This is a genomic window from Ruegeria sp. AL11 (assembly GCF_056540865.1).
On the sequence record NZ_JBQFXO010000001.1, the window covers coordinates 331063 to 356553 of the forward strand.

The 25491-nt window shown below is 60.1% G+C and carries 25 protein-coding genes; 13 read left to right on the plus strand and 12 right to left on the minus strand.

The genetic code is table 11. The annotated features are described in order from the left end of the window. Positions 1-66: 66 nt before the first annotated feature. The 4 genes from pdxA to lptG are packed head-to-tail and all read right to left on the minus strand — an operon-like array spanning position 67 to position 5535. Positions 67-1032 carry a 4-hydroxythreonine-4-phosphate dehydrogenase PdxA gene (pdxA, locus tag ACR0IP_RS01690; protein ID WP_480523433.1) on the minus strand — a complete coding sequence of 322 codons (966 nt, stop codon included), beginning with the start codon at positions 1030-1032 and terminating at the stop codon, positions 67-69. Further along, positions 1029-2282, minus strand: a complete 1254-nt coding sequence (locus ACR0IP_RS01695; protein WP_480523435.1) for a peptidylprolyl isomerase — start codon at positions 2280-2282, stop codon at positions 1029-1031. Before ACR0IP_RS01695 ends, pdxA begins: the two co-directional genes overlap by 4 nt. Then, positions 2273-4435: an LPS-assembly protein LptD gene (locus ACR0IP_RS01700; RefSeq protein WP_480523436.1), complete on the minus strand. Its 2163-nt coding sequence runs from the start codon at positions 4433-4435 to the stop codon at positions 2273-2275. The genes ACR0IP_RS01695 and ACR0IP_RS01700 overlap by 10 nt, the downstream gene beginning before the upstream one ends. Further along, complete coding sequence (gene lptG, locus ACR0IP_RS01705; protein ID WP_480523438.1) at positions 4435-5535, minus strand: LPS export ABC transporter permease LptG; 1101 nt, start codon at positions 5533-5535, stop codon at positions 4435-4437. The genes ACR0IP_RS01700 and lptG overlap by 1 nt, the downstream gene beginning before the upstream one ends. A 229-nt stretch (positions 5536-5764) precedes the next feature. Between lptG and ACR0IP_RS01710 the strand changes: the two genes are divergently transcribed. Genes ACR0IP_RS01710 through ACR0IP_RS01720 form a run of 3 tightly spaced genes read left to right on the plus strand, consistent with a single transcriptional unit; the run spans position 5765 to position 8775 of the window. After that, positions 5765-7231, plus strand: a complete 1467-nt coding sequence (locus ACR0IP_RS01710) for a leucyl aminopeptidase (RefSeq protein ID WP_170688784.1) — start codon at positions 5765-5767, stop codon at positions 7229-7231. Between the two features lie 4 nt (positions 7232-7235). Further along, on the plus strand, positions 7236-7694 hold the full coding sequence (locus ACR0IP_RS01715; protein WP_170373908.1) for a DNA polymerase III subunit chi: 459 nt from the start codon (positions 7236-7238) through the stop codon (positions 7692-7694). A 34-nt stretch (positions 7695-7728) separates the two neighbouring features. Beyond that, entirely contained in the window at positions 7729-8775 is a 1047-nt protein-coding gene (locus tag ACR0IP_RS01720; RefSeq protein ID WP_425082922.1) for an aldo/keto reductase, read from the plus strand. A gap of 174 nt (positions 8776-8949) precedes the next feature. Here the strand turns inward: ACR0IP_RS01720 and ACR0IP_RS01725 are convergent, their stop codons facing one another. The 3 genes from ACR0IP_RS01725 to ACR0IP_RS01735 all read right to left on the minus strand — a co-directional run bounded on the left by ACR0IP_RS01725 (position 8950) and on the right by ACR0IP_RS01735 (position 11349). After that, positions 8950-9930, minus strand: coding sequence for a GlxA family transcriptional regulator (locus tag ACR0IP_RS01725; RefSeq protein ID WP_480523441.1), 981 nt, complete (start codon positions 9928-9930; stop codon positions 8950-8952). A gap of 289 nt (positions 9931-10219) precedes the next feature. After that, positions 10220-10402, minus strand: a complete 183-nt coding sequence (locus ACR0IP_RS01730; protein WP_170373905.1) for a hypothetical protein — start codon at positions 10400-10402, stop codon at positions 10220-10222. Positions 10403-10482: 80 nt separating this feature from the next. After that, on the minus strand, positions 10483-11349 hold the full coding sequence (locus ACR0IP_RS01735; RefSeq protein WP_480523443.1) for a helix-turn-helix domain-containing protein: 867 nt from the start codon (positions 11347-11349) through the stop codon (positions 10483-10485). Between the two features lie 109 nt (positions 11350-11458). Here ACR0IP_RS01735 and ACR0IP_RS01740 point away from each other — a divergent pair, with 109 nt between their 5' ends. Genes ACR0IP_RS01740 through ACR0IP_RS01750 form a run of 3 tightly spaced genes read left to right on the plus strand, consistent with a single transcriptional unit; the run spans position 11459 to position 13472 of the window. Further along, on the plus strand, positions 11459-11668 hold the full coding sequence (locus tag ACR0IP_RS01740) for a DUF2061 domain-containing protein (RefSeq protein WP_425082919.1): 210 nt from the start codon (positions 11459-11461) through the stop codon (positions 11666-11668). Then, the gene (locus tag ACR0IP_RS01745; protein WP_480523445.1) at positions 11655-12548 is read left to right on the plus strand and encodes a fatty acid desaturase; all 894 of its coding nucleotides are present in this window, start codon (positions 11655-11657) and stop codon (positions 12546-12548) included. Before ACR0IP_RS01740 ends, ACR0IP_RS01745 begins: the two co-directional genes overlap by 14 nt. Positions 12549-12569: 21 nt before the next feature. Then, positions 12570-13472, plus strand: coding sequence for an EamA family transporter (locus tag ACR0IP_RS01750; protein ID WP_170688778.1), 903 nt, complete (start codon positions 12570-12572; stop codon positions 13470-13472). Between the two features lie 12 nt (positions 13473-13484). Here ACR0IP_RS01750 and ACR0IP_RS01755 read toward each other — a convergent pair whose 3' ends face one another. The 4 genes from ACR0IP_RS01755 to ACR0IP_RS01770 all read right to left on the minus strand — a co-directional run bounded on the left by ACR0IP_RS01755 (position 13485) and on the right by ACR0IP_RS01770 (position 18351). After that, positions 13485-14828 (minus strand): DEAD/DEAH box helicase, encoded by a 1344-nt coding sequence (locus ACR0IP_RS01755; RefSeq protein WP_480523448.1) that lies wholly within the window; start codon positions 14826-14828, stop codon positions 13485-13487. Positions 14829-15012: 184 nt separating this feature from the next. Continuing rightward, a complete protein-coding gene (locus ACR0IP_RS01760; protein WP_480523449.1) occupies positions 15013-15942 on the minus strand; it encodes a glycosyltransferase family 2 protein in 930 nt (309 codons plus the stop codon). Continuing rightward, positions 15939-16694 (minus strand): hypothetical protein, encoded by a 756-nt coding sequence (locus tag ACR0IP_RS01765; protein WP_480523451.1) that lies wholly within the window; start codon positions 16692-16694, stop codon positions 15939-15941. Before ACR0IP_RS01765 ends, ACR0IP_RS01760 begins: the two co-directional genes overlap by 4 nt. 49 nt (positions 16695-16743) lie before the next feature. Continuing rightward, positions 16744-18351: a peptide chain release factor 3 gene (locus tag ACR0IP_RS01770; protein ID WP_480523453.1), complete on the minus strand. Its 1608-nt coding sequence runs from the start codon at positions 18349-18351 to the stop codon at positions 16744-16746. A gap of 110 nt (positions 18352-18461) precedes the next feature. Here ACR0IP_RS01770 and ACR0IP_RS01775 point away from each other — a divergent pair, with 110 nt between their 5' ends. The 7 genes from ACR0IP_RS01775 to ACR0IP_RS01805 all read left to right on the plus strand — a co-directional run bounded on the left by ACR0IP_RS01775 (position 18462) and on the right by ACR0IP_RS01805 (position 24753). Continuing rightward, on the plus strand, positions 18462-18824 hold the full coding sequence (locus ACR0IP_RS01775; protein WP_170373896.1) for a SnoaL-like domain-containing protein: 363 nt from the start codon (positions 18462-18464) through the stop codon (positions 18822-18824). 74 nt (positions 18825-18898) lie between these two features. Further along, complete coding sequence (locus ACR0IP_RS01780; protein ID WP_480523455.1) at positions 18899-19678, plus strand: SDR family oxidoreductase; 780 nt, start codon at positions 18899-18901, stop codon at positions 19676-19678. Between the two features lie 2 nt (positions 19679-19680). Next, positions 19681-20796, plus strand: coding sequence for a hypothetical protein (locus tag ACR0IP_RS01785; protein WP_480523457.1), 1116 nt, complete (start codon positions 19681-19683; stop codon positions 20794-20796). Positions 20797-20922: 126 nt separating this feature from the next. Next, positions 20923-21966: an ABC transporter ATP-binding protein gene (locus ACR0IP_RS01790; protein ID WP_480523459.1), complete on the plus strand. Its 1044-nt coding sequence runs from the start codon at positions 20923-20925 to the stop codon at positions 21964-21966. Positions 21967-22077: 111 nt separating this feature from the next. After that, a complete protein-coding gene (gene surE, locus ACR0IP_RS01795) occupies positions 22078-22860 on the plus strand; it encodes a 5'/3'-nucleotidase SurE (protein ID WP_170373892.1) in 783 nt (260 codons plus the stop codon). Continuing rightward, on the plus strand, positions 22857-23507 hold the full coding sequence (locus ACR0IP_RS01800; RefSeq protein WP_170373891.1) for a protein-L-isoaspartate(D-aspartate) O-methyltransferase: 651 nt from the start codon (positions 22857-22859) through the stop codon (positions 23505-23507). Before surE ends, ACR0IP_RS01800 begins: the two co-directional genes overlap by 4 nt. A 64-nt stretch (positions 23508-23571) precedes the next feature. Next, positions 23572-24753: a peptidoglycan DD-metalloendopeptidase family protein gene (locus tag ACR0IP_RS01805; RefSeq protein ID WP_170373890.1), complete on the plus strand. Its 1182-nt coding sequence runs from the start codon at positions 23572-23574 to the stop codon at positions 24751-24753. Positions 24754-24816: 63 nt separating this feature from the next. Here ACR0IP_RS01805 and ACR0IP_RS01810 read toward each other — a convergent pair whose 3' ends face one another. After that, positions 24817-25488, minus strand: a complete 672-nt coding sequence (locus ACR0IP_RS01810; RefSeq protein WP_170373889.1) for a helix-turn-helix transcriptional regulator — start codon at positions 25486-25488, stop codon at positions 24817-24819. Positions 25489-25491 lie beyond the last annotated feature (3 nt).

Consider the following 25491-nt stretch of genomic DNA (forward strand, 5'->3'; position numbering starts at 1 on the left):
CGTTTGGGGTGGTCAGCGCCAGTGATTTTTTGCCTCCGGCGGGGATATTTCCAGCCAGGTGAAGGATCAAGCGCTTTGTGCCATCTTCTGCGCGAGTTTCAGCGCTTCGATCAGGCTGGTTGGGTTGGCTATGCTTTGCCCTGCGATATCCAATGCGGTGCCGTGATCTGGTGAGGTGCGGATGAAGGGCAGGCCGAGGGTAACATTCACGCCCCGGTCGAAATCCAGCGTTTTGATCGGGATCAGGGCCTGATCGTGATACATCGCGATGGCCGCGTCATAACGGCTGCGCGCGGCTGCGTGGAACATCGTGTCGGCGGGGTGAGGGCCGGTCACGCTGTAGCCCTCGGGCTGTAGGTTCGCCAGCATCGGGTCGATCCAGTCCAGTTCTTCGGTTCCCATTTTGCCGCCTTCGCCCGCATGGGGGTTCAAGCCTGCTACGGCGATGCGCGGGGCCTCAATGCCGAACTGGGAGCGCAGGCCGGTGGCGGTGATCTCGATCGTGTCGTGCAGCAGGGCCGGGGTCAGTTCTTGCGGGACACGGGAGAGGGGGATGTGAATGGTCGCGGGCACGACCCGAAGCTGATCGCTGGCCAGCATCATCACCACCCGTTCTCGGCCCGCCAGAGCCGCCAGAAATTCGGTGTGGCCAGGGTAGGAGAAACCGGCCCCGTCGATGAGCGCCTTTTTGTGGATCGGGGCCGTACACAGGGCCGAGGCCGCGCCGGATTGCACAAGGGAAACGCCCTGTTCGATGGCATCAATGACCGACGGTGCATTGGCTGGCGTGGGTTGGCCGGGCGTGTTGGGGGCTGGGAAGTTCAGCTGCAAAACTGGTAGCGCGGTTTGGGAAACCGAGATGGCCTCGGCCGGGTCGCTGATCAGCTTTGCTTGTGTGTCTGATGGCAGATGCGCGACGTCGCCTATGTAGAAAAAGGGACAGGCGTCGCGCAATTCCACCCATGCTTTGGCGGCGATCTCGGGTCCTATTCCCGCCGGATCGCCGCAGCTGAGCGCGATGGGCGCGCTCATTGCTCGATGATGCTGGCGTCGGCGCGCAATTGTTCCAGCAGGCTGTCCGCAAAGGCTTGAAGGCGCTGTTGCGTCAGCGCATTCGCGACATCCGCGCGAGAGGTATTTTCGCCCAGATTGCGGGTGCGGTTGCACAGCATCAGGAACATCAGCGTTTGGCCGTTGTTGCGTGTCAGCGTGGTCGAGACGTCGTTCGGGTCCAGCTTGGCCAGCTCGACCGCAATGTCGCGCGGGATCTCTGAGGGAGCAGCGTCGACACGCTCCAGCAATTCGGCCGGTTGCTCCTGCGCGATGCCGTATAGGTCATCACAGGTGTCGATCTCTTCGCGAAGTTTCGCGGCGGCGGCCAGTGTTTCGGCGCTACGCCCGCCGGCCATGTAATAGATGGCGTAGTTGATTTTGGAGTAAGAGGGTGTGCCAGTTGAAACTTCACGCAGGCCGCGCATCTGGAACAGAGCGATGGCGTTGGGCAGGGCAATCGGGCTGGTGATCTCACCATTCTTCAAGCCCAGAACCACGGGCTGTAGCGCTGGGGGCAGACCGGACAGGTTCAGCCAGTCGAGGCGGCCGCCATTGCTGCGGGTTTCTGCAGCCGAGTACTGCGCCGCCGCTGCCGAAAACGCGTCAAACCCTTCGAGATTGGCGATTTCTTCAGCGAGAAGCTCGGTCTGGGCGAGGGTCTGCTGGTTTACAGGAATGATGATTTCAGACAACAAGACCTGAAGTCCGCCACCGCCGCCCTGACCCAGAGCGCGGTTGATCTCTTCTTCGGAGGGGTTGGCCTGAGACAGAAAACGCGCGCTGATATAGTTGCGCCATGTTAGCTGATCGGCGACGAAATCGCGGACTGTTTCCGGATCGACGCCTTCGTTCGCCAGCAGTTGCAGGAACTGTTCGGTGCTGAGGCGCCCTCGGGCCGCAAATTCATCGACGCCAGCCTGAATCGCCTCGGGCGGGACCTCGATCCCGGCTTCGCGCACGGCTTGTTTGCGCAAGCGGTCATCAATCAGTGCTTGCCGGACTTCGGCCTCGGATCCGCCAGAGATACCGAGTGCGTTTATGAATTGCTGACGTTGCTCCAACTCATACCAAGTTACCACGTCCTGATTGACCCGGATCGCTGGCGAAAACAGGCTTTGCGCAAATGTCTGGGGCGCGGTGAAAGTCAGAATCGTAGCGGCCAGGGCCGGAAGCACCAGCCGGATCGAAGCGGAACGAAGAAACCGTGAGAAAGTTGATATCAACTGCATGTTCTCTTGTAAGTGTTACCAGCGCCTTCGAGGGCGTATCCTGTCAACGATACGGTAAAGCCGAATTCGGTCGAAGGCTCAATAGTTGATGTTGAAGTAAAGCGCCGCCTTACGGACATGTTAACCCGAACGCATTCGTTCTGGTAGGTCACGCCGAGGCCCAGGCGAATGGGTTCGGATTCGTTGAGATCATAGCGGGCCTCGGCCCGGGTCAGCCAGTTCTGGTCGACCTGATAGCGCCCGCGCAGCCAGATCTCAGAGACCTCCTCTTCGATGTTTTCAGCCGGGTCGGGTTCCAGCCAGATATAGCTGCCGGTGAAGGCTGAACCTTCTTGCGCCCATTCTCCACGCAGCTCGGCCTTGGCAAAGCTCAGGTCACCGTTGAGAATTCCGCGACCGGCCAAAGACCAGCCATTGGCGGTTTTGAGCTGACCGGCCAGCAGGATATCGGACGATGTGCCCTGCAGTCCCGAAGTCAGAGTGAAATCCGGATCGGCATCCGCACGAAAGACTTGGCCCACCGTGGCAAGCGCCTGCCAGCCTCCGCGACCATAGCGAGCCCAGTTGACGCCGACAGCGGCGGTTGCGCCATCCTCGCGGCGATCCTCGGCCGGAAAGCGAGACAGTGATAGTAGGTTGCCCTCGTCGAATTCCTGAAACGTGCTTTCGTCGATCGGTACGTCATTGTCGGATACATTCGTCCAGCCGAACTGAACGATGGGTTCCAGAAACTGCGTCGCTCCGGATTTTTCGCGGCGTGTCATCGGATAGCGCAAGGTCAGAGCGGCGCGAGGGGTTGTCCGGGTAGCCTGCGTGGGGAAATTGCTGTCGTGGCGGATGTTGAACGCGTCAATGGAGGCGCCGAACAAAGCATCAGCGCGCAATCCGGTGGCAAAGGTCCAACTTCGAAGCCATTCGGCATCAAATGTTGTGCGGGCAACGTCGCGTCCGACCACGTCCTCATCGCTGGTGCGTTCATGCGCGTGGGCGATGACGTTCACCCGGACCTCTCCGCCGATGGAGGTTGGGAAATAGCGCTTTTGGAAGTTCAGATCGAAAATGCGCGAGGGGATTTCATCCTGATCTTCGCTGTCACGCAGGGTCTTGTAGTGGATGAAGCTGGTCCGGAACGCCGTGTCGCGTTTGATCCGTTCCAGCGCAACTTCGCTGCGGAGGCGGTCCAAATCGGGCAGACCGTAATCGGCCAGATAGGAATCATCCGATGTCGTCTGCAGATCGAAAGTAAAGCGATAGTCGTTTTTAAAGTCGAACCAGCCTTCGGCGAACAGATAACCGCGATCCTGATCCGGTTGTATGTCGTCCCGGGTCTGCGCGCCGTTGATCTCGATCCGACCATTCACGAAAGCCTGTCGATAGCGATAGCCAAGCGTCGTGGTTTTGGACGAGAGATAGGGCGTCAGGGTCAGGTCCTTGTGGTCGCCAATTTTGAAGAAATACGGCACCTGCACTCCGGTTCCGAGCTGCGAGGTGGTGCGAATGGACGGCACCAGGAAACCGGTCGCACGCTCCAGCGTCGGGTCGGGCAGGCGGAGGTAAGGGAAGTAGAAAACAGGGACGTCTAATACCCGCAACTGTGCGCCTTCAAAGTAAAGCTGGCGTTCCAGCGAGTCATGCGTGACCTTTCGCGCCCGGATCTGCCACAGAGGCGGACGGCCATCGGTGCAGACATGGCACGAGGTTGCGGCGATCTTGCTGAATTGCGTATAGCGCCCTCCGGCGCGGCGGGCTTGAACGGATGCAATTTGTACCTGCTGCTCGAACACCATCCGCGCGCCCACCAGCAGGCCATTCTGAAGCCCGTTGTCCAGCTGCGCCGAATCCGCCAGTACAGTGGTTTGCCCACCCTGATCAATGCGGACGGGGCCATCCAGCGTTAGCTCTCCGGTTTCGCGGTCGTAAACGATGCGATTGGCGCTGAGTTTGACGTTGCCCTGAAACGCCTCCACATTGCCTTCGGCCACAAGTTTGCGTTCGGGCGTGATAAAGATCTTGTCGGCAACAAGCAGCGCCGGTTCTTCCTCTTGGGCCGGGCTTTGGGTGACGGTCGCATCGGACAGATTCTGCGCGGCTAGTCCAAGGGGCAGGGTCAGGGCCAGCAGGCTGGTCGCTGCAAACGGCAGAAAACGTTGCATCAGCCGTCCTCCGCGTGCAGCAACAGACCAAGCGAGAGCAGGATCGCTGCAAATGGCGGTGCCCAGGCGGCGACATAGATGGGAAGCTGGCCGTTTTCGCCAAGAATCTGCGCGAAGTTGCGCACGAAATAGATCGCGAAGCCCAACAGAACAGCCGTCAACACCGCTACACCGGTTCCACCAAAGCGCACATGGCGCATGGTGAATGCGGCTCCGATCAGGACCATGGCGACGAGAAACAGCGGCCGGGCAAGTTGGACATGCAGCCAGACCTCATATTGCTTGGTCGAAAACCCGGCCTCACCCAGATCGCGGATTAGCTTGGGCAGATCATAGACCGAGACCGAGTCTTGTTTACCCAGCGTGTCCAGAATGCGTTCCCGCGTCAGTGTGGTCGGCAGTTCGAGACGTTCATGCGAAACCGCGTTTGTTTCGGGGTTGAGGTCGTCTCGCAGCGGCCAGAGTTTGGCGTTGGTCAAAACCCAGGTTCCGTTGGTTAGTTCGGCTCGTTCGGCCACGATCTGCTGGTTTGGCTTGCCGCCGCCTGAGAAGGTAATGATGGTCACATCATCGAGACCCAAAGTATCCCCGTTCGATGTACCCCTGGCGTGGATTACGGATTGGCCATTGTCCGAGCTTTGACGCAACCACAGCCCCTCCCGGCTGATCGACAGGGCAGAATTGCCATCGTCGCGATAGGCATCCGATAGACGCTCGAACTCTTCCGAGGTCGCGGCGGCGATCGGGTTCAGCAAAGCAACGGCCAGAATGCCGATCATCAGGGCCAAGGTCACAGGCGCAACCAGCGCCCGCAGGCCCGAACGTCCGGTGGCGCGGGTCACCACAAGTTCTGAAGTGCGCGCCAGCCCAACAAACAGCGCGATGGTGGACAGGATAATCAGCAGGGGCAGCATCTCGCTGATCGCGGCGGGGGTGTTCAGCAGTGTCAGACCCAGCAATTGGCCGACCGACAGGTCATAGTCGTCAAAGCGGCGCAGCTGTTCGATCAGGTCGATCAGAATCATCAGGGTCAAAAAGATGCCGCCGATGACCACAAAGCTTTGAAGAAAGCGGCGCGCGAAGTAGCGGTCGAGGATCACGGAAAGACCCTCTCAGGGCTTGAAACGCAGGGGTTCACGCCCGGATCGCCAATGCATGTCATTATGCGCGACAGCGAATGCCTGCCGTTTGGTGCCACTTAGATCTCCCCCGAGCCTGCCGTTTATTTTTGCAGAACCTTAATGCAAATGGCGGGCGGGGAAAACTGCTATCTGGTCAAGCCGCGCAGCGCGGGCTAGGTCTTGGGGAACAGATTTTGAGGAGTTTGCTATGAGCAGTCTGGTACCAATCCGTTTTAAGGCTTTTGACGTGGATGCCATGGCACAGGCGGAAGGGCGCGTGGCAATCATCATTCCCGCCGATGGTAAGATGAACCCCGCCGTGCGTCGCGCCAACAAACTGACGCGTGGAGCAGTTGCTCGATTGGTGGAAAGCGATCGGTTCGAAAAGGTGAAAACCGGGGATGTTATCTCGCTGGCGTGGCCGGTTGGAATGGCTGCTCAAGCGTTGGATATTGTGGTCCTGCCGCGCCGCCCCGAAGCGGATGAGGCGCGCAAGGCGGGGGCGTCATTGGCTAAACTGGCTGGTGGCAAAGACCTGTTGGTGATGGCGGGCAATCAGGTGCGCGTGGAACATCTGTCGATGGGCATCGCTTTGCGCAGCTATGATTTCGAAGTCCACAAAACCAAGGAGAGCGATGCGGCAGGTTCGGTCACGATCAGCCACAGCAAGCATGACGAAGCCGAGGCGGCCTTTGCACCGATGTATGCGGTTGCCGATGGGGTGCGGATGACCCGCGACTTGACGAATGAGCCTGCAAACATCCTGACCACCACCGAATTCGCCGACCGTCTGGACGAGATGAAATCGCTGGGCCTCGAGGTCGAGGTGCTGGAAGAAGACAAGCTGGCCGAACTGGGCATGCGCACGCTGTTGAGTGTGGGTCAGGGCTCGGTCAGCCCGTCGAAAGTTGTGGTGATGCAGTGGAACGGGGGCGACAAAGACGATGCGCCGCTGGCGCTTGTCGGGAAGGGCGTTGTGTTCGACACCGGAGGGATCTCGCTGAAACCGGCGGGTGGCATGGAAGACATGACCATGGACATGGGCGGCGCAGGGGTTGTGGCCGGCACCATGCGGGCGCTGGCCAAGCGCAAGGCCAAGGCCAATGTGGTTGGTCTTGTGGGGCTGGTCGAGAACATGCCCTCAGGCAATGCGACCCGTCCGGGCGACGTGGTGAAATCAATGAAGGGCGATACGGTCGAGATCATTAACACAGATGCTGAGGGCCGTTTGGTTCTGTGCGACGTGATGTGGTACGCGCAGGAAAGGTTCTCTCCGGTTGGTATGATCGATCTGGCAACCCTGACCGGGGCGGTCATCATCGGACTTGGCCATGAGAATGCAGGTGTCTTCTCGAACAATGACACCTTCTGCGATGCCTTCCTGAAATCGGCCAAGGCCGAGGACGAAGGCGCATGGCGGCTGCCGTTGGGCGCGGCCTACGACAAGCAGTTGAAGTCACGTATCGCGGATATGAAGAATGTCGGCGGGCGGCCTGCGGGTTCGATTACGGCGGCGCAGTTTCTCCAGCGGTTCGTCAAGGAAGAGACACCATGGATTCACCTCGACATCGCCGGTGTTGCCTCGGTCGCGGCTGAGACATCCTATGCCCCCAAAGGCGCCACAGGCTGGGGCGTGCGTGCGCTGAGCCGCTTTGTGCAGGACAATTTCGAGTAAACCCATGGGGGCCGTCTATTTCTATCACCTGACCCGTCAGCCGCTGGAGCATACTTTGCCGGTCCTGCTGGACAAGGCGCGTCAGGCCGGGTGGAAGATCGCCGTGCGGGGGACTGATCCTGCGCGGCTGGACTGGCTGGATGAAAAACTGTGGTTGGGACCCGAGGACGGGTTCCTGCCGCATGGACGAGCCGGTGGGCTGCACGATGCGATGCAACCGATCCTGCTGACGTCGGACATGCAGGCCGCAAACGATGCCAGCTGCGTGATGGCGGTGGACGGGGCCACGGTTGACCCGGATGAGGTCGCCGCTTTGGACCGGGTTTGCATTCTGTTCGACGGCAATGACATGGAGGCCGTTCAACATGCGCGTGGCCAATGGAAAGCGCTGACCGGCGCGGGATGTTCAGCGCAATACTGGTCCGAGGAATCGGGCCGTTGGGAAAAGAAAGCCGAAGCCTAGCGCGCGGCTGTTGCGGAAATCAGGAGAGCGACAAATGGAAATGAAGCCTTTGGGCCGCACCGGGATCATGGTGTCTGATCTGTGTCTCGGGACGATGACATTCGGATCGCAAACCTCGGAAGCGGACGCGCATACGCAGATGGACGTGGCGCTGGCGGCCGGGATCAATTTTGTCGATGCCGCCGAGATGTACCCGGTCAATCCGGTCGCCAAAGAGACGATTGGCCGGACCGAGGAAATCCTTGGCAACTGGAATGCTGCCAATACCGCGCGTAGGGGGGATTATGTTCTGGCCACCAAGCATTCCGGTGAGGGGCTTCGCTTTGTCCGCGATGGCGCGCCGATCACCGCTCAGACAATCCCCGAGGCCATCGAGGGCTCACTGAAGCGTTTGAAGACCGACTATATCGACCTCTATCAGTTTCACTGGCCCAATCGCGGCAGCTATATGTTCCGGCAGAACTGGACGTTCTCCCCGAAGGGGCACAACACCGATGAAGTGCTGGAGAATATGCAGGAGTGTCTGGAGGCGCTTCAGGTTCAGGTCGACAAGGGCAACATCCGGGCCTTTGGATTATCCAATGAAAGTGCCTGGGGGACAGCGCAATGGCTGCGTTTGTCCGAGCAGATGGGTGCACCGAGGGTGGCGTCGGTTCAAAACGAATACTCGCTGCTGTGCCGGCTGTTTGATACGGACATGGCCGAGTTGAGCGTTCATGAAGATGTAGGCCTGATGGCGTTCTCGCCTTTGGGGACGGGTTTGCTGACCGGCAAATATCAGGGCGGCGCCATTCCCGAAGCCTCGCGCATGTCACTGACGCCTGAACTGGGGGGGCGCAAGTCCGAGCGGGTTTTTGATGCCGTTGACGTCTATTTGCAGATCGCTGCGCGGCATGGGCTGGACCCGACGCACATGGCGCTGGCTTGGTGCCGGACCCGGCCGTTCATGATGTCAGCCATCTTTGGCGCAACGACAGTGGCGCAGTTGGAGCATATCCTGTCTGGCGTTGATCTGCGCTTGTCGGATGAAGTTCTGTCCGAGATCGAGGCGGCGCACAAAGCGCATCCGATGCCGTATTGAGACGTTTCGGGTTTTACCTAGATCGCCAAGTGACAAGAATTTCCCGAGAACGCGGAAAGCGTGGCGGGTATTCGTGTCGCAGGCTTAACCCGAAGCGATCTAGGGGGCGCTGCCCCCGCCGCGCGTGCCGCGCGCCTCCCCCGAGGTATTTCTGGCCAGATGGAGTGGATCCGGTCAGTGATGGGTGGGGTAGGCACTATCCTGTCTGAGGTCACGGGCCGACAAACCGTGGGCTGTGCGGAAGGCGCGGGCAAAGCTGGATTGCGAGGTGAACCCGGTGGCCTGAGCCACGTCCATCAGCGACATGTCGGTATCGGTCACCAGTCGGCGGGCCTCGGCCATGCGCAGTTGCAAGTAGTGGTCCTGCGGCGTGGTGTTGAGGCGCAGGCGAAACTGCTGTTGCAGAGTGCGGGGGCTGGTGCCCAGCCGGTCGGCGATATGGGCCAGTGGCAGCGGATCGTCGAGGGCGGCCTCCATCAGGCTATTGGCCTTGGACGTCAGCGCGGAGTGGTGGTTCGCCTTGGGGGCGTCTGTTTTGGTTTGGGCCGGAGCGCCTTCGCATAGGAATTGGTTTGAGACACGTGCAGCAAAGCTTGCGCCATGACGTGCCGCGATGATGTGAAGTATCATCTCGACCGCGGGGATCGCGCCGCCCGAGGTCAGACGGTTTTCGGAGATTGCGAAGCGGTTTGCTTGAACATCGACCTTGGGAAAGCGGCTCGCGAAACTGTCAAGATCGTCCCAATGGGTGGTCGCGGTGTGACCATCGAGCAGACCAGCCTCGGCCAGCAGCCAGGGCCCTCCGTCTATGCCGGCCATGGTGGCACCCGTGGCCGCGATACGCCGCAATCCCGCGAGAAGGCTGGGTGTTGCTTGGCGGGCCATTTGAAATCCGGCAACCACAATCATCAGGTCGCAGCTTTGCAGACGGGCCAGCGGGATACCGGTAACGGCGAGCGCACTGGTCAGCATGACCGGCGCGTCCGTCGGGATCACATAGTCCCAATCAAAGGCCGGGCGATCGGCCAAACGATTGGCCGCGCGCATCGGGTCCACGGCCGAGGCGAAGCTGAGCGTGCTGCATTCATTCAGAACCAACAGCGCCGTTTTCAGGGCACGATGTTCCGGTTGCAGTATGTTTTTTGCGGATTTCATCAAGTTCGATTCGCATTCTGGCAAGTGTTTCCACAAGGCTGCGCCAGAGGCGGCGGTTGCGCAAATCGGAATCCGGGGAGAAGCCTGGGGAAAACATTGGTCAAAACTGGGTATAACTTGGGGAAAACGTTTTCGCCCGGAAAACGGCAGGTATTCCATTGTTAGGAGCCCGCCCATCAGACAGGGCCGGGCACCGTGTTTCGATCTGCTGGCCAGCCGAATTGGCCCGCGAACCGGATGGGCGGAGCGTGTTGTTTTTGAGGGCGCGACAAGCGCGTGGAGCTAGGTGTCAGCCTTGATTCGGACCTCGGATCTGGCGGATTGTGCGGCGGACGGCCTGCCAGTCTTTGGCCTCTTGTGTGTTTCCGGCGGCCTCACATTCGCGCATCTTCTGAGCGGCTTCTGCCTCGGCCCGGTCGCCGTGCGCGGAATATAGGGCGCGTGCATATTGAGCTGTTTGTAGTGCGTCCATTCTGATCATCCTCCGTAGAGTGTCTGCGCGTTCGCGGTGTCACTATACTACAGGAACCGGAAAACCGCACGTTTGAGGCGTCAGCCCTTTGCAATCTCGTCCCGCAATCCGCGCAGATATTCCGGGAATCGGCGGGCGGTCATCTCAGCCTCGCGGATCAGAGTATCGAAATGCCGGCTGAACACCTCGATCCGGTCGCGGTCGCGGAAGGCCATATAGTGGCTGCCCGCATAGAAGACGCAAAGAAGGGGCCCGAAGATCGTGACAGGTGCGGAGTACAGGCGTTTGGCATCGAACAGATAGATGCGCAGGCGGGGATAGTGCTGCTCGCTGAGGTCTAGAAGGTGGTCGATCTGTTCCAGACGCACGGGCAAAGGCAGCCCTTCGTAATAGCCGGTGCCGAGGGCGAAGCTGCGGATCTCGTACAGAGGCATGGCGATCTCATAGTCCGACTGGGCGCTGCGCATCCAGGACAGGCGATCCTCGGACGCGCCAATCGCTTGATCTGCAGTGCGGCCCAAATGCGGGGCGTATTCCCATTCGAGGATCGCCCGCGTCTTGAGCATATCGGGCAGGGTGGCGGGCACGTAACGGATTTTGTAGCCTGCAGCCTCTTGATGCCATTGGAAAATACGCTCATCGACAAGGGCGCGGGGGGCCTCGGTCATGGTCAGAGAGCTCGCCAGCAATTCCGCGGCGCTTTCGGGACGGTCCGACAGGCTTAACAGCCAATCCGCGGAAACGCCCAGAGCAGAAGCGCAACTGCCGACTACATGGGCGTTGGGCAAGCGGGCGCCTTCATCGGTCAGCAGCTGTGATACGGTCGAGCGGTCGACACCGATATGTCGGGCAAGACCGCTTTGGCTGACACCGGTGTCCTCTATCGCACGGGAAAGTCGCTGGCGAAACTGAGCAGCGCGGACTCGTTTGTCGATTTTCTCTATCATAAGGAGATAAATATCATTTCTGATGATTTTTGTTAATCATATTCAGAATTCCCAACACACCACCCGTTGAGTAACGCTTTCGTGATAACAACAAGAAACGGGGTCCGGAATGGAAACGCGACGAAGATCTGTCGTGAAAGCACTCATTTGGAATGTGATGGGTTTTGTGATGATGACGCTGGTGGGCCTGATCGCCACCGGGTCGGTTGCCTTGGGTGGCGTGGTGGCGCTGGTCAACACCGCCATCGGCCTGACGCTCTACATTGTCTATGAGCGGGTCTGGGCCGGGATCTCATGGGGGCGTCATGGGGAAAGCTGAAACGCCCGAATGGGGCACATTGGCCCTGATCGCCGCATGCTACTCCGCCTGGTTGATTGCCACTTTCTACGTGGCGGGTTGGAGTCTGTGGCTTGCCATCCCGACGATGGGTGCGATTGCCGCCCTTCATTCCTCGCTAACGCATGAGGCGTTACACGGACATCCGTTTCGCACGAAATGGTTGAATGAGGCGTTGATGGCCCTGCCATTGACCCTGTTTATTCCATTCAACCGGTTTCGCGACTTGCATCTTGCGCACCATCAGGATTCGAACCTGACAGACCCTTATGACGACCCTGAAAGCAACTACCATGACCCAAAGGTCTGGGCGCAGCTGTCCGCATGGCAAAAGAGGCTGCTTGCCGCCAACAACACTCTGCTCGGGCGCATGGTGTTGGGGCCTGCGATCGGGCAGTTTATGTTTCTGCGGGGTGAATGGAATAGCCTGATCCGTGGAGACCGTTCGGTCGCCCTTGCATGGGCACTGCATATCCCCGGAGTTGCGGTGGTTCTGTGGATCGTCGCGCATTCCTCCATGCCGATTTGGGCCTATGTCATGTCGGCCTATATCGGGTTGGGTCTTCTGAAGATCCGGACCTTCCTTGAACACCGAGCGCATGAGAAATCGCGCGCCCGCACGGTGATCGTTGAAGACCGCGGAATTTTGGCTTTCTTGTTTCTGAACAACAACCTGCACGTGGTTCATCACATGAACCCATCGGCCGCTTGGTACGAACTACCCGCGCTCTATCAATCGGGCAAAGAGCGGTATCAGGATTGCAACGAAGCCTATGTCTACGCTTCCTATGCCGAGATCTTCAGGGCGTATTTCTGGCGGGCGAAGGACCCGGTGCCGCATCCGCTCTGGCCAAAACCCTGATTTAACTACAGAACGGAGTTCATGAGTTTGTGGATTCCAATCACTATCGCCGCCGCCGGTTTTCAGACGGTCCGGTTCATGCTGCAGAAATCGCTCAGCAGCGTGAAACTGTCTGCGGCGGGGGCGACCTTTGCGCGCTTCGCCTATTCCTTGCCGTTGGCCCTGCTGGGGTTGGTCATCGCGATTCAGGTCACCGGCTTGAGCCTGCCAGATTTGTCCGCGCGGTTCTGGGTGTTTGCAGTGATGGGCGGCACCTCCCAGATTTTGGCGACGATTTGTGTCGTCGCGCTGTTCAAGCAGCGCAACTTTGCCGTCGGTATCACGTTCAAGAAAACCGAAGTCATCCAAACAGCGATCGTTGGATTTGTCGTGCTGGGCGATCAGGTCTCGACCGGAGCAATGGGGGCGATTGTCGTGGGACTGTTGGCGGTGCTGCTTTTGTCCAAAACCCCCGGAGGGGACGGGGCGTGGTGGCAGCATCTGACCAATCGCGCCTCGCGATTGGGGCTGGGCTCGGGGGTCTTGTTTGCTTTTTCCTCAGTTAGTTATCGCGGAGCCTCGCTTGAGCTGGGCGATATCGACGCGTGGTTTCGCGCGTTGGTCACGCTGGCCGCAGTGGTCACGTTTCAGTTCGTCAGCATGGGGATCTGGCTGCTGTGGCGCGACCGGGCCGAGTTGCGCGCGGTGTGGAATACGCGCCGAACCGGTGTGTTTGTTGGCCTGACCAGCCTGTGCGGATCGTTCTGCTGGTTCTTCGCCTTCACCTTGCAGAATGCGGCCTATGTCAAAGCACTGGGACAGGTTGAGCTATTGCTCAGCCTGTTGGCCTCGACCCTGTTTTTCCGTGAGACCATCACCCGGCGCGAGATCGCCGGGATGATGTTGTTGGGCGCGTCGATTCTGGCGCTGGTGCTGTCGATCTAAGCGTCTGGGTGGTTAGCCCGCGCGGCGTTCATCAAAGCTGAGCGCGATGAAACTGGGCAGGTGATCGCCCATGCCGACAACGGCCGGGCCATGATCGTCCTTGCGGCCACGCCCGCGACCCTTTGACTCGCGAGGCTCGCGCTCTTTCTTGCCTTCGTTACGCTTGCCTTCCGCCGCTTTGACGGGTTTCTCGGGCTTGGGTTCTTCCTTGACCGGATTGTCGAGGCGCGGAATTTCCTTCTGGATCAGCTTTTCAATCGCATCCAGAGCCTTTTCGTCACGACCCGAGCAGATCGTCACGGCTTTGCCTTCACGTCCGGCACGGCCTGTACGGCCGATGCGGTGAACATAGTCCTCGGCATGGCCGGGCACGTCGAAGTTGAACACATGGCTAACCGACGGGATATCGAGACCGCGCGCCGCCACGTCCGAGGCAACCAGTAGGCGCAGTGAGCCATCGCGGAACCCGTCCAGCGTTTTCATCCGCTGCGACTGGTCCAGATCGCCATGGATCGCGGCGGCGTTATAGCCGTATTTCTTCAGCGATTTCGCGCAGATATCTACATCTGTCTTGCGGTTGCAGAAGATGATCGCGTTGGTGCATTTGTCGCCTTCGGCGTCGATCAGCGCGCGCAGAACCTTGCGTTTTCCGCTGGCCTCGCGATCCCGGCGACCGCCTTTGAACATCACCACGCCCTGCTCAATCGTCTCCGACGCGGTGGCCTGACGGGCGACCTCGATCCGGGCGGGGGCGGACAGGAAGGTGTCGGTGATCCGCTCAATCTCCGAGGCCATGGTGGCCGAGAAGAACAGCGTCTGGCGGGTGAAGGGCGTCAGCGAGAAGATGCGCTCGATATCGGGGATGAAGCCCATATCCAGCATCCGGTCGGCCTCATCCACAACCATGATCTGCACGCCGGTTAGCAGTAGCTTGCCGCGTTCGAAATGGTCCAGAAGACGGCCCGGCGTGGCGATCAGAACGTCTACGCCCCGGTCGATCAGGGCCTCTTGCTCTTTGAAGCTGACACCGCCGATCAGTAGCGCTTTGGTCAGTTTCAGGTGTTTGGAATAGGTGTCGAAGTTCTCGGCGACCTGAGCAGCGAGTTCCCGCGTCGGGCACAGCACCAGCGAACGCGGCATTCGCGCTCGCGCGCGGCCACGGGCCAGCAGGGTGATCATCGGCAGCGTGAAGCTTGCGGTTTTCCCGGTGCCGGTCTGGGCAATGCCCAATACGTCTCGCCCTTCAAGCGCGGGTGGAATCGCGCCTTCCTGTATCGGTGTAGGGGTTTCGTATCCGGCTTCCTCAATGGCTTTGAGGACCTTCGGGTTCAGGTTCAGTTCGGTAAACTTTGTCATGTATGTCCGATTGTTGCGGACACTTGACCTGGCCCGCGCGTCTGCGTCATGCCGGGTCAATCTGACCATGCGCACCATGCGCGTTTCGGCTTGAGGCGGGACATAACAAAAACGTGGGGCGGGGTCAAATGAACAGAAATCCCGACTGGGTCAACCGGTTGGAAATGGCATTTTTTGCAACAATTCAGAAGCTTCCGGGAAAGTGTTTCGCCACTTTTTCATCCAGATGCAACGGGCGGTGACGGATCTGATCATGTGCCTCAAGACGAGCACGGACGTCTGGGTCAGCGGCGCTGAGTTCATCGTAAAATGCACGCAGCCCATCAACACCACTGGCAGACTCGATCTGGCTGAACAGCTCGTTCTTGTTCACGCCGCCTTGGTCGCGGGGAAGGTTCGGGGACATGCCGGGTTTGTAGGAGCCGCGCTCCATCCGGAAACGGTAGTGCTTGAACCAATGCTCCCAACTCGGCGCGTGATGGTGGCACAACTCCAGCCCCGGTAGTTCGAATTTGCAGGGCAGGAGGGCCTTGTCCTGAAACAGGTTGTGGATGCGAAAACTTAGCTTTTTCAGACCCGTGCGCACGATCAATTTACCCTGCATATGGCTGAGGAACCCTCCCAGCACATGGGCGCCATAGGTGGGATAAAGCGCCTGCACCAAAGCCTCGCGGTCCGGGCTTTTGGGGATATGCGCTTTGTACAGGTCCTCGGCCCCCGCAATGGCCTCGATCGGGCGGACCCGAACGGCGGGGGTATCTGCGGGCACGGTTTCAAGCAGCTCCGGGATGGGAGCGTCCGCCCACAGGAACTCATCCACATCGATATGGGCCAGCCAATCCAGATCGGTTTTGCGATAGGTATAGCTGGCATGGGTGGATTGGCGCACCTGATGCTTGCGCGGCCGCGTCCGGTTCCGGCTTAGCCAGAATGCAGCATCGCAGAGTGTCACCTGTACCTTCGGGTGCTGCTCCAACTGGTGCTGCGCCTCGGTGTTGGGCTCATCCAGATAGAGGTACAGCCGGTCGGCCCCCAGATCCAGGTGGTGGGCCGCAAAACGCAGGATATCCTGCGCCGGCCCCCGCACCATGGAGACAACACCCCATGTGGTCATTGGCGCTGCATCCGGGCGAGACGGCGTTCGCGCATCTTTTTCAAGCGACGAAAGACAGTTCCGGGGTCTTTGTTCAGTTCGGTCATCAGGTGATCCGTCAGCGGCGCGATGGTCGGATCGGTCAGCGCCTTGGTCCAGATCGGCGCGATTAGCGACACGGCCAACCCTCCGCGCTCCAGTGAGAAAGACTGCATCTGCAACGGCAGCGGGGCGGTGCTTTTGCCGCGAAACCAATGGGTTTCCTCTGGGCCGCGTTTGGAGAACAACCGCTCGAACTCATAGAGCTTCATCAGCCCGAACAGCATCCGCAGCGCCTGACCAACCTCGCGTTGGGTCGGGGTGTCGCCGTGATCGGCAAAGGTCTGCACCGAGGAGACGAGCCAGCGCAGATCAAGCGCTCCAAGCAGATGCGGCGATTGCTCGGCCCAGAGCCGCCGGAACAAAGCGGGCGTGTGACGCGGGTAGGAGCGTTTGCGCAGATTGGCGATCAACTGGGCGTTCAGGAAAGCCAATTCCGAATTGCCCACGAACTCGGTCGCGATCTTGGCGCGCTTCTGGTCCCACGCGGTGGCATCGTCGCTTTTGGGGGCGAGGGACGCGCGTTCCGGCACGATCTGCTGCGCCAGTGCATCCAGATCGACGTCCAGATCGGGCAGGGGGCGGGTGCCGAACACAAAAGGCGCGCGCCTGTTTTCCAGGATCTCCAGCATGTCGGGCAGGCCGCCGGGAAAGGTCAGGTCGTCATCGCTCATGCGGGCAGAATTGCACAGCCGGGATTGGCTGTGCAATCAGGCAGTTGGATCACACCATCATCTCTTTGGTGGCCGTCAAGTTCAGTGCCGGATAGTCACGCACGACCCGGTCGATATCCCATTGCAGGCGGGTCAGATAAACGATGTCGCCATCGTGGTCGTGAGCGATGTGCTGTTTGTTGGCGTTGACGAATTTCTCGACCTCGGCCTTTTCACCGCTGACCCAACGGGCCGAGGTGAACTGAGACGCCTCGAACCGAACCGGCAGGCCGTATTCCATCTCGATCCGGCTGGCCAGTACTTCGAATTGCAACGCGCCGACGACGCCCACGATAAAGCCCGAGCCGATCGAGGGTTTGAACACCTTGGCCGCGCCTTCTTCGGCAAACTGCATGAGCGCCTTTTCCAGGTGCTTGGCCTTCATCGGATCGCCCGGACGGACCGTTTGCAGCAGTTCCGGTGCAAAGGACGGGATGCCGGTCACGCGGATCGCTTCGCCTTCGGTCAGCGTATCGCCAATGCGCAGCTGGCCGTGGTTCGGGATGCCGATGATGTCCCCGGCCCAGGCTTCCTCAGCAAGTTCCCGGTCAGAGGCAAGGAACAGGACGGGGTTCGAGATCGCCATCGGCTTTTTCGACCGCACATGGGTCAGCTTCATGCCACGTTTGAAATGCCCCGAGGCCATACGCACAAAGGCCACACGGTCGCGGTGCTTGGGGTCCATGTTGGCCTGCACCTTGAAGACAAACCCGGCGACCTTCTTTTCATCCGGGGAAATCTGACGGGGTTCGGCCGATTGGATCTGCGGCTGAGGACCATAGGCGCCTATACCCTCCATCAGCTCTTTCACGCCGAACGAGTTGATCGCCGAGCCGAACCAGATCGGGGTCATGTGCCCCTCTAACACGGCCTGAGGGTCGAGCGCGGGCAGCAATTCACGCGCCATCTCGACTTCTTCCAGCAGTTTATCCAACAGGTGCTCGGGCACGTGTTCGGCCAGTTTCGGGTCATCTAAGCCGTTAATCTCGATGCTCTTGGCCACCTTGTTGCGGTCGGCGCGGTCCATCAGCTCCAGCCGGTCGCGCAGCATGTCGTAGCAGCCGATGAAATCGCGACCCACGCCGATGGGCCACGCGGCAGGCGTGACGTCGATGGCCAGCATTTCCTGAATTTCGTCGATGATCTCGAACGTATCGCGGCTTTCGCGGTCCATCTTGTTACAGAAGGTCAGGATCGGCAGATCGCGCAGGCGGCAGACCTCGAACAGCTTCTGCGTCTGACTTTCGACACCTTTCGCACCGTCGATCACCATCACAGCGGCATCTACAGCGGTCAGTGTGCGATAAGTATCTTCCGAGAAATCGCTGTGGCCGGGAGTGTCGACAAGGTTGAACCGGAAATCCCCATAGTCGAACGACATCGCCGAGGCGGATACCGAAATCCCTCGGTCCTTCTCCATCTGCATGAAGTCCGACCGCGTGCGCCGCGCCTCACCCTTGGCGCGCACCTGACCAGCCATCTGGATCGCGCCCCCATAGAGAAGGAACTTCTCGGTCAGCGTCGTTTTGCCCGCATCCGGGTGCGAGATGATGGCGAATGTCCGACGACGAGCGATCTCGGGCGGCAATACGGGTTGGTTCGAGGCGGTATCAAGCATGAGCGCGCGTATAGGCGGGGAAACCCGCCGAAGCAAGACAAACGGACTGGTTCGAATCGGCGAGCTGTGGCAAAGAGAACATATAGTGAACAAATTATGGGAGTGAACCAATGGAATTGAAAGAGATTGCAAATGAGCTTGTGGCCGGTTGCCGCGAAAATCGAACCGCTGAAAATCTGGGTAAACTCTATGCCGCGGATGCTGTCTCGGCCGAGGCGGTGGATGACGTTGGCATGGGGCGTGAGGTCCAAGGTCTGGATGCCATTCGCGGCAAACACGAATGGTGGGACAGCGCGACAGAGGTCAGCCATGTATCGGTCAGTGATCCGATGTTGCATGGCGACGACCGCTTTGCCGTGATTTTCGAGATCAAGGGCAAGTTCATAGAAAGCGGCGAGAATTTCGATATGAGCGAAGTGGGTGTCTACCACGTGGCCGATGGCAAAATTGTGAGGGAAGAGTTCTTCTACTAAGGCCTGTTGAATTCTGGTCTTCTCTGTCTGGCTGGTGCTAGACATGCGGGCAACAACAGACAGAGGGGATCAGAATGGATCTTGGAATTCGCGGCAAGCGTGCGTTGGTTTGTGCCAGCAGCAAAGGGCTTGGGCTGGGCTGTGCCGAGGCGATGGCTGAAGCAGGTGTCGATCTGGTTATGAATGCGCGTGGTGCTGAGGCACTTGAAGCTGAAGCGGCACGGTTGCGTTCGGACCATGGCGTCGCGGTTGAGACAGTGGCCTGTGATGTGACCTCAACCGAAGGTCAGGCACAGGTAATTGAGGCCGCGCAAAGTGTTGATATTCTAGTCACAAATGCGGGCGGGCCGCCTCCGGGGTTGTGGTCGGACTGGGATCGTGAGGATTTCATCAAGGCACTGGATTCCAACATGCTTACGCCGATCGCTTTCATGAAGGCCCTGTTGCCGGGGATGATGGACAAAGGCTGGGGGCGGGTGGTGAATATCACCTCGCAATCCGTGCGCGCTCCGATCCCGGCTCTGGGTCTGTCGAATGCTGCGCGCACCGGGCTGACCGGTTACGTGGCCGGAACGGCGCGTCAGGTCGCTCCGCACGGCGTGACGATCAACAACCTGCTTCCGGGGATTCATGACACCGACCGCGCTTTGTCGCTGGATACCGGTGTGTCCAATCAACAGGGCATTTCGCTGGACGAGGCCCGCGCGGCCCGGTCCGCCACGATCCCGGCGCGCCGCTATGGCACACGTCAAGAGTTCGGCGCGGCCTGCGCTTTCTTATGTTCGCAGCATGCGGGTTTTATCGTTGGGCAGAACATACTGCTGGATGGCGGCGCAACCAATTTGACGATGTAGGAATGGCTCAGAATTTCTCTCTGAAGGATCAATTGTTCAACATGGAAAAGACCCGCTATCTGGCGGGTTTGTTCCAGTCGGCGGACCCGGAATTCGACGCCGAGTCGTTCGAAGCGCAGGTCATGTCGCGCCTGTTGGATCTGGAGCTGAAAGAGAGAATGGCCTGGATCGCCTACTGCCTGCAGCAGTCCTTTCCGGGCAATTTGCCAGCGGTCGCGCCGGTGATCCTGCGCGCCTTGCCGCCGCCACTAGACCCCAGCAAGACGGATGATGATTTCGGCGATTTCATCTTTGCGCCGCTTGGGGAGTGGGTTGTCGCCGTTGGAGCCGAGCATCCAGAGCTGGCTCTGGACGTGTTGGAGGAATTGACTCAGCGCTTTTCGATGGAATGGGTGATCCGTCCGTTCCTGAACAGCCATCCCGATTTGGTCTTGGCGCGGATGCAACGCTGGAGCAAGCACGACAGCTATCATGTGCGCCGTCTGGTCAGCGAGGGCACGCGGCCCCGTTTGCCATGGGGGCAGGCGGTGGGTCTTGCTCTGACAGACCCCTTGCCGTTGTTGGATGATCTGCATCGGGACAAAACACGTTATGTGACGCGCTCGGTTGCAAACCATCTGAACGATATCACGAAAAAGGACCCCGATCTGGTTCTGGACTGCCTGCAGCGCTGGCGCGAGGCAGGTGAGCAGGACGAGGCGGAGTTGGAGTGGATGATCTCTCATACCCTACGCGGTCTTGTGAAGGCCGGGCATCCGGGGGCGATGAAGATGCTGGGCTATGACCCGGACGCGGACGTCACTGCAGACATTTCAGTTGACGGCGAGGCCCGGATCAATGGCGCGTTGGCGTTCTCGGTCGAGTTGAATGGGTCTGCTGATCAACTGGTTCTGGTGGATTATATCATTCACTTTCAACGCCCTAACGGAAAAACCTCGGCCAAGGTTCACAAGCTGAAACAGGCCGCGCTGAAGAACGGCGCGTTGCGTCTGGACAAACGCCACAAGCTCAAAGGCAATGCGACCACGTTCAAACTGGTGCCGGGAGCGCATCGGCTTGAGGTTCAGGTGAACGGAAAAATCCGCGCCGGTGTCGATTTCGAGCTGCTTGCGGAATAGCTGATCCCTTGCGCCGGACGGGCGGGGTTGCTATCCCCGCTCAAGCCCGATGGAATTGATCGGGAAAGGCAACAGGACCCATCTGTGACAGGCAACACGACTCCTCCTCGCTTGGAAATTCGCAATATGATCCGCCGGTTCGAAGGCCGGGTTGTGGTGGATGACGTCTCGCTGACGGTCGAGGCTGGGCGGGTGACCTGCCTGCTTGGGCCGTCCGGGTGCGGCAAATCCACGACCTTGCGTATGATCGCCGGGGTCGAGATGCAGGATACAGGTGAGATCTATGTCGACGGCAAACTGATCTGCGATACGGTGTTCCGTGTCCCACCAGAACGCCGCGAGATTGGCTTGATGTTTCAGGACTTTGCCCTCTTCCCGCATCTCAGTGTGGCCGACAACGTGAGTTTCGGCCTGAAGGGTAGCAAGGATCAGAAACGTGCCCGGGTCGAGGAGCTGCTGACCAAAGTCGATCTGATGCGCTTCATCGACGGGTTCCCGCATCAGCTTTCCGGCGGCGAACAGCAACGGGTGGCTTTGGCGCGCGCTCTGGCACCGCGCCCCCGGATCATGTTGATGGACGAACCGTTCTCGGGCCTCGACAACCGCTTGCGCGACGGTATTCGGGATGAAACGCTGGCGATCCTGAAAGAGGAAGACGCCGCCGTTCTGTTGGTCACCCATGAGCCGGAAGAGGCCATGCGCATGGCCGACGAGATCGCCCTCATGCGGGGCGGCAAGATCGTGCAGCAAGGTGCGCCCTACAACGTCTACACGCGGCCAGCGGACAAGGCAGCCGTCGCATTCTTCAGTGATGTCAACGTGTTGCAGGCGCAAGTGAATGGTGCCTTGGCCGAGACCCCGTTCGGACAATTCCTGGCGCCGGGCTTTCCGGACGGTACCGATGTCGAGATCGTTTTCCGCCCCCAACACCTCCGGCTGGATTTCGACCGAAACGGCAAAGGGCCTTTGCCCACGGCCACAGACGGCGTCGCCGCGCGCGGCGTGGTTGAGCGGGCCCGGTTCCTGGGCAATGAAAGCCTGGTCGAGTTTCGGATGGACTACGACGGCTCGATCCTCAAGGCGACCGTTCCGAACGTGTTTGTCCCCGCGCCCGGGCGGGCGATGTGGCTGACCATCCGACGCGACCGCTGTTTCGTTTTCCCTAGGTAGAGCGCAATTTCCCCGCAAGTGGTGCGCGAAAGCCGCAGATTGCGGGCCTGCATTGCTTGCCGCAACGCGGGGTCGGGTCTATCAAGGGCGAAACGCGGGGGTGGGACGGTCATGCGTATTCTGATTACCAATGATGACGGCATCAATGCGCCGGGGCTGATCACGCTTCAGGCGATTGCAAAGGATCTGTCCGGACCTGACGGTGAGGTCTGGGTCGTGGCCCCAGCATTCGAGCAATCCGGTGTCGGCCACTGCATAAGCTACACCCATCCGATGATGGTCGCCAAACTGGATGAGCGGCGATTTGCGGCCGAGGGCTCTCCGGCGGATTGTGTTTTGGCGGGGCTGCATGACGTGATGAAGGATTGCCCGCCCGATCTGGTGTTGTCTGGCGTGAACCGGGGAAACAACTCGGCGGAAAATACGCTCTATTCCGGGACCATTGGCGGCGCGATGGAGGCCGCTCTGCAGGGCGTGCCGGCCATTGCCTTGTCGCAGTATTTCGGCCCACGAAATCTGGGGCTCGAGGATCCGTTCGAGGCCGCCAGTCGCTTTGGCGCCGATTTGGTGCGCCGCATTCTGGACGCGACCCCTGCAGGGCAAGGCGATTACCGCCTGTTCTACAATGTGAATTTCCCGCCCGTTCCCGCCGACGAGGTTCTAGGCACCCGCGTTGCCCCGCAAGGGTTCCGCCGCGATACGCATTTTTCGGTCGAGCCACACAGCTCGCCGTCGGGGCGGCGGTTTCTGTGGATCAAGGGCGGGTACCAGCACAACCCGACCGCGCCCGGCACGGACGCGGCGGTCAATCTGGAAGGCTATATCTCGGTCACGCCAATGCGCGCGGATCTGACCGCGCATGACACGCTAGAGGCATTGAAGTCGATCGAATGAGTGGACTGGACCCAGAAACCGTCATGCAGTTCCTGTTCGCCCTGCGAAAGCGAGGCGTGACCGATGCGCGTGTTCTGGCCGCGATGGAGGCGGTCGACCGGGGGCGCTTCGTCACCGGCCTGTTCGCCGACCGGGCTTATGAGGATATGCCGCTGCCCATCGCCTGCGGTCAGACGATCAGCCAGCCTTCGGTGGTGGGGTTGATGACACAGGCGCTGGATGTGCGTCCGCGAGACACTGTGCTCGAGATCGGGACCGGGTCTGGGTATCAGGCTGCGATCCTCGCGAAACTGGCCCGGCGGGTTTACACGGTTGAGCGGCACAGGCGGCTGGTCAGTGAGACCGGTAAACTGTTTGCCGAACTGGGGCTGACCAATGTCACGTCGATGCTGTCGGATGGTTCGTTCGGTTTGCCGGAGCAGGCGCCCTTTGATCGGATCATCGTGACCGCCGCGGCCGAGGACCCGCCAGGGCCGCTCTTGGCGCAGCTGAAAATCGGGGGTATCATGGTGCTACCCGTCGGGCAGTCGGATGCGGTGCAGCAGTTGATTAAGGTGACGCGCACCGAGACCGGGCTGGACTATGATGAATTGACGTCGGTTCGGTTCGTGCCGCTGCTTGAAGGGCTTGGTAAGGACGAGACGTAACAGGTTTTTTGGAATGGATCGCCGGAACCCCGGACAACAGGGGCAGGTGTTGAGGGCAAAAGTCATGAGAGCAGTTACCAAATCAACGATGCGCCGTTGTGCGACCGGAGTTGCGGCTCTGGCCATTCTGGCCGGGTGCGAGGGGCCGTTGGACTACGACCTGCGCGGACAACTCGGAGGGTTTTCCACCACGGATGCTGCGCAATCCGCGACCACCAGCCGCCCTACGCCCGACGCGCGCGGGGTGATCACCTATCCGAACTATCAAGTCGCCGTGGCGCGCCGGGGCGATACAGTGCGCGATGTGGCGGCTCGGGTCGGCCTGCCGGAAGGTGAACTGTCACGGTTTAACGGTTTGCAGACAACCGATGTCTTGCGCGAGGGTGAGGTTCTGGCCCTGCCGCGATCAGTTGGTGCGTCAAGCGGTGTGGATATCGCGTCGATCGCTGGAACCGCGATTGATCAAGCCCCGGATACGGGCGGGGTGCAGACGACGCTGCTGAAGCCGGTTGAACCGGCGCCAACGCCTGCGCCGGTCGCCTCTGGACCGGAGCCGGTGCGCCACAAGGTGAAACGGGGCGAGACGGCCTTTACCATTTCGCGTCTCTATCAGGTGCCGGTTGAGGCTTTGGGAGAGTGGAACGGGTTGGGCCCGGATTTCGCCATTCGTGAGGGGCAGTATTTGCTGATTCCGGTGAAGAACCAGGCCGCTCCGCGTCAGGCGGCGGCAGCGGCTCCGGTCGCTGCGACCGAGGTGACGCAGCCGGGGCAGGGTTCTCCGACACCGACACCGCCGAGTGCGACCCAGCCGCTACCGGATGAACAGGTCGCGCCGCTGGCCGAGGCGCCCGAGGCGCCGGATGTCACAGCCGAAGCGCCCACCAGAAGTTCCGGCAATTCCGCGCTATCCTTGCCGGTCGCGGGCAACATTATCAGAACCTATGATAAGGGTAAGAACGAAGGCATCGACATCGCAGCCGCACCGGGTACGTCGGTCACTGCAGCCGAGGCAGGTACCGTAGCTGCGATTACCGCAGATGCCGATCAGGTGCCGATCATTGTTGTTAAGCATAACAATGACTTGCTGACGGTATATGCCAATGTTGAGGATATCACCGTCAAGAAAGGTGATCGCGTGCGGCGGGGGCAGAAACTGGCGGAACTGCGCGGCGGCGACAATGCTTACGTGCATTTCGAAGTTCGCAAAGGCTTTGAGTCGGTTGATCCTGAACCTTATCTGCGGTGACCAGAATGACTCGTTCCGGGCCATGCCTCCGGCGGGGATATTTGTGGCCAGATGAAGGGTGGATCACCCGTGTGGATCGAAGTCGCTCAGGCGTTTTCCCGGCTCGTCTGTGAAAAGCTCGGGCAGGGGGGTGACGGTTTCGATCAGGTCGATGCGAAAGACGCGAAAGCCGTTGCGCAGTTCGCACCATGCAGTGAGGGTCCAGACACGGCCCCAATACTCCATATGGAGGGGGCGGATGGTGCGTTCAGTCAGGGCGCCGTCGATGCGGCGGTAGGACAGGTGCAGTTTCTGGCGGGTTTTGATGGCGGCGCGGAGCGGGGCCATATGTGCCAATCCGCGCGCGGCATCGGCGAAGGGGTAGACCGCAAATTTCCAAGTATCGGCCTCGGCCACGACCTGCGTGGGCAGGACAGCGTCAATCTTTTCAGCAAGTGACTCGGCTGCGGCTTTCAGGTCCGGGTCAGCTGCTTCGGCGACGATGGCCATCCCGAGGTTCAGCGCCTCAAGCTCGGCCGTGGTTAGGTTGAGTGGGGGAAGAGTGATCTGCTCGCGCACCATGTAACCCACGCCGCGTTCGCCTTCGACGGGAACGCCCGAGGCGACCAGCGTGTCCATGTCGCGATAGATCGTGCGGACCGACACCTCGAGCCGGTCCGCGATGTCCTGCGCGCGGTGTAGTTTACCGTCGCGCAGGATTTGAATGATGTCGAACAGTCGATCAGTGCGGCGCATGAT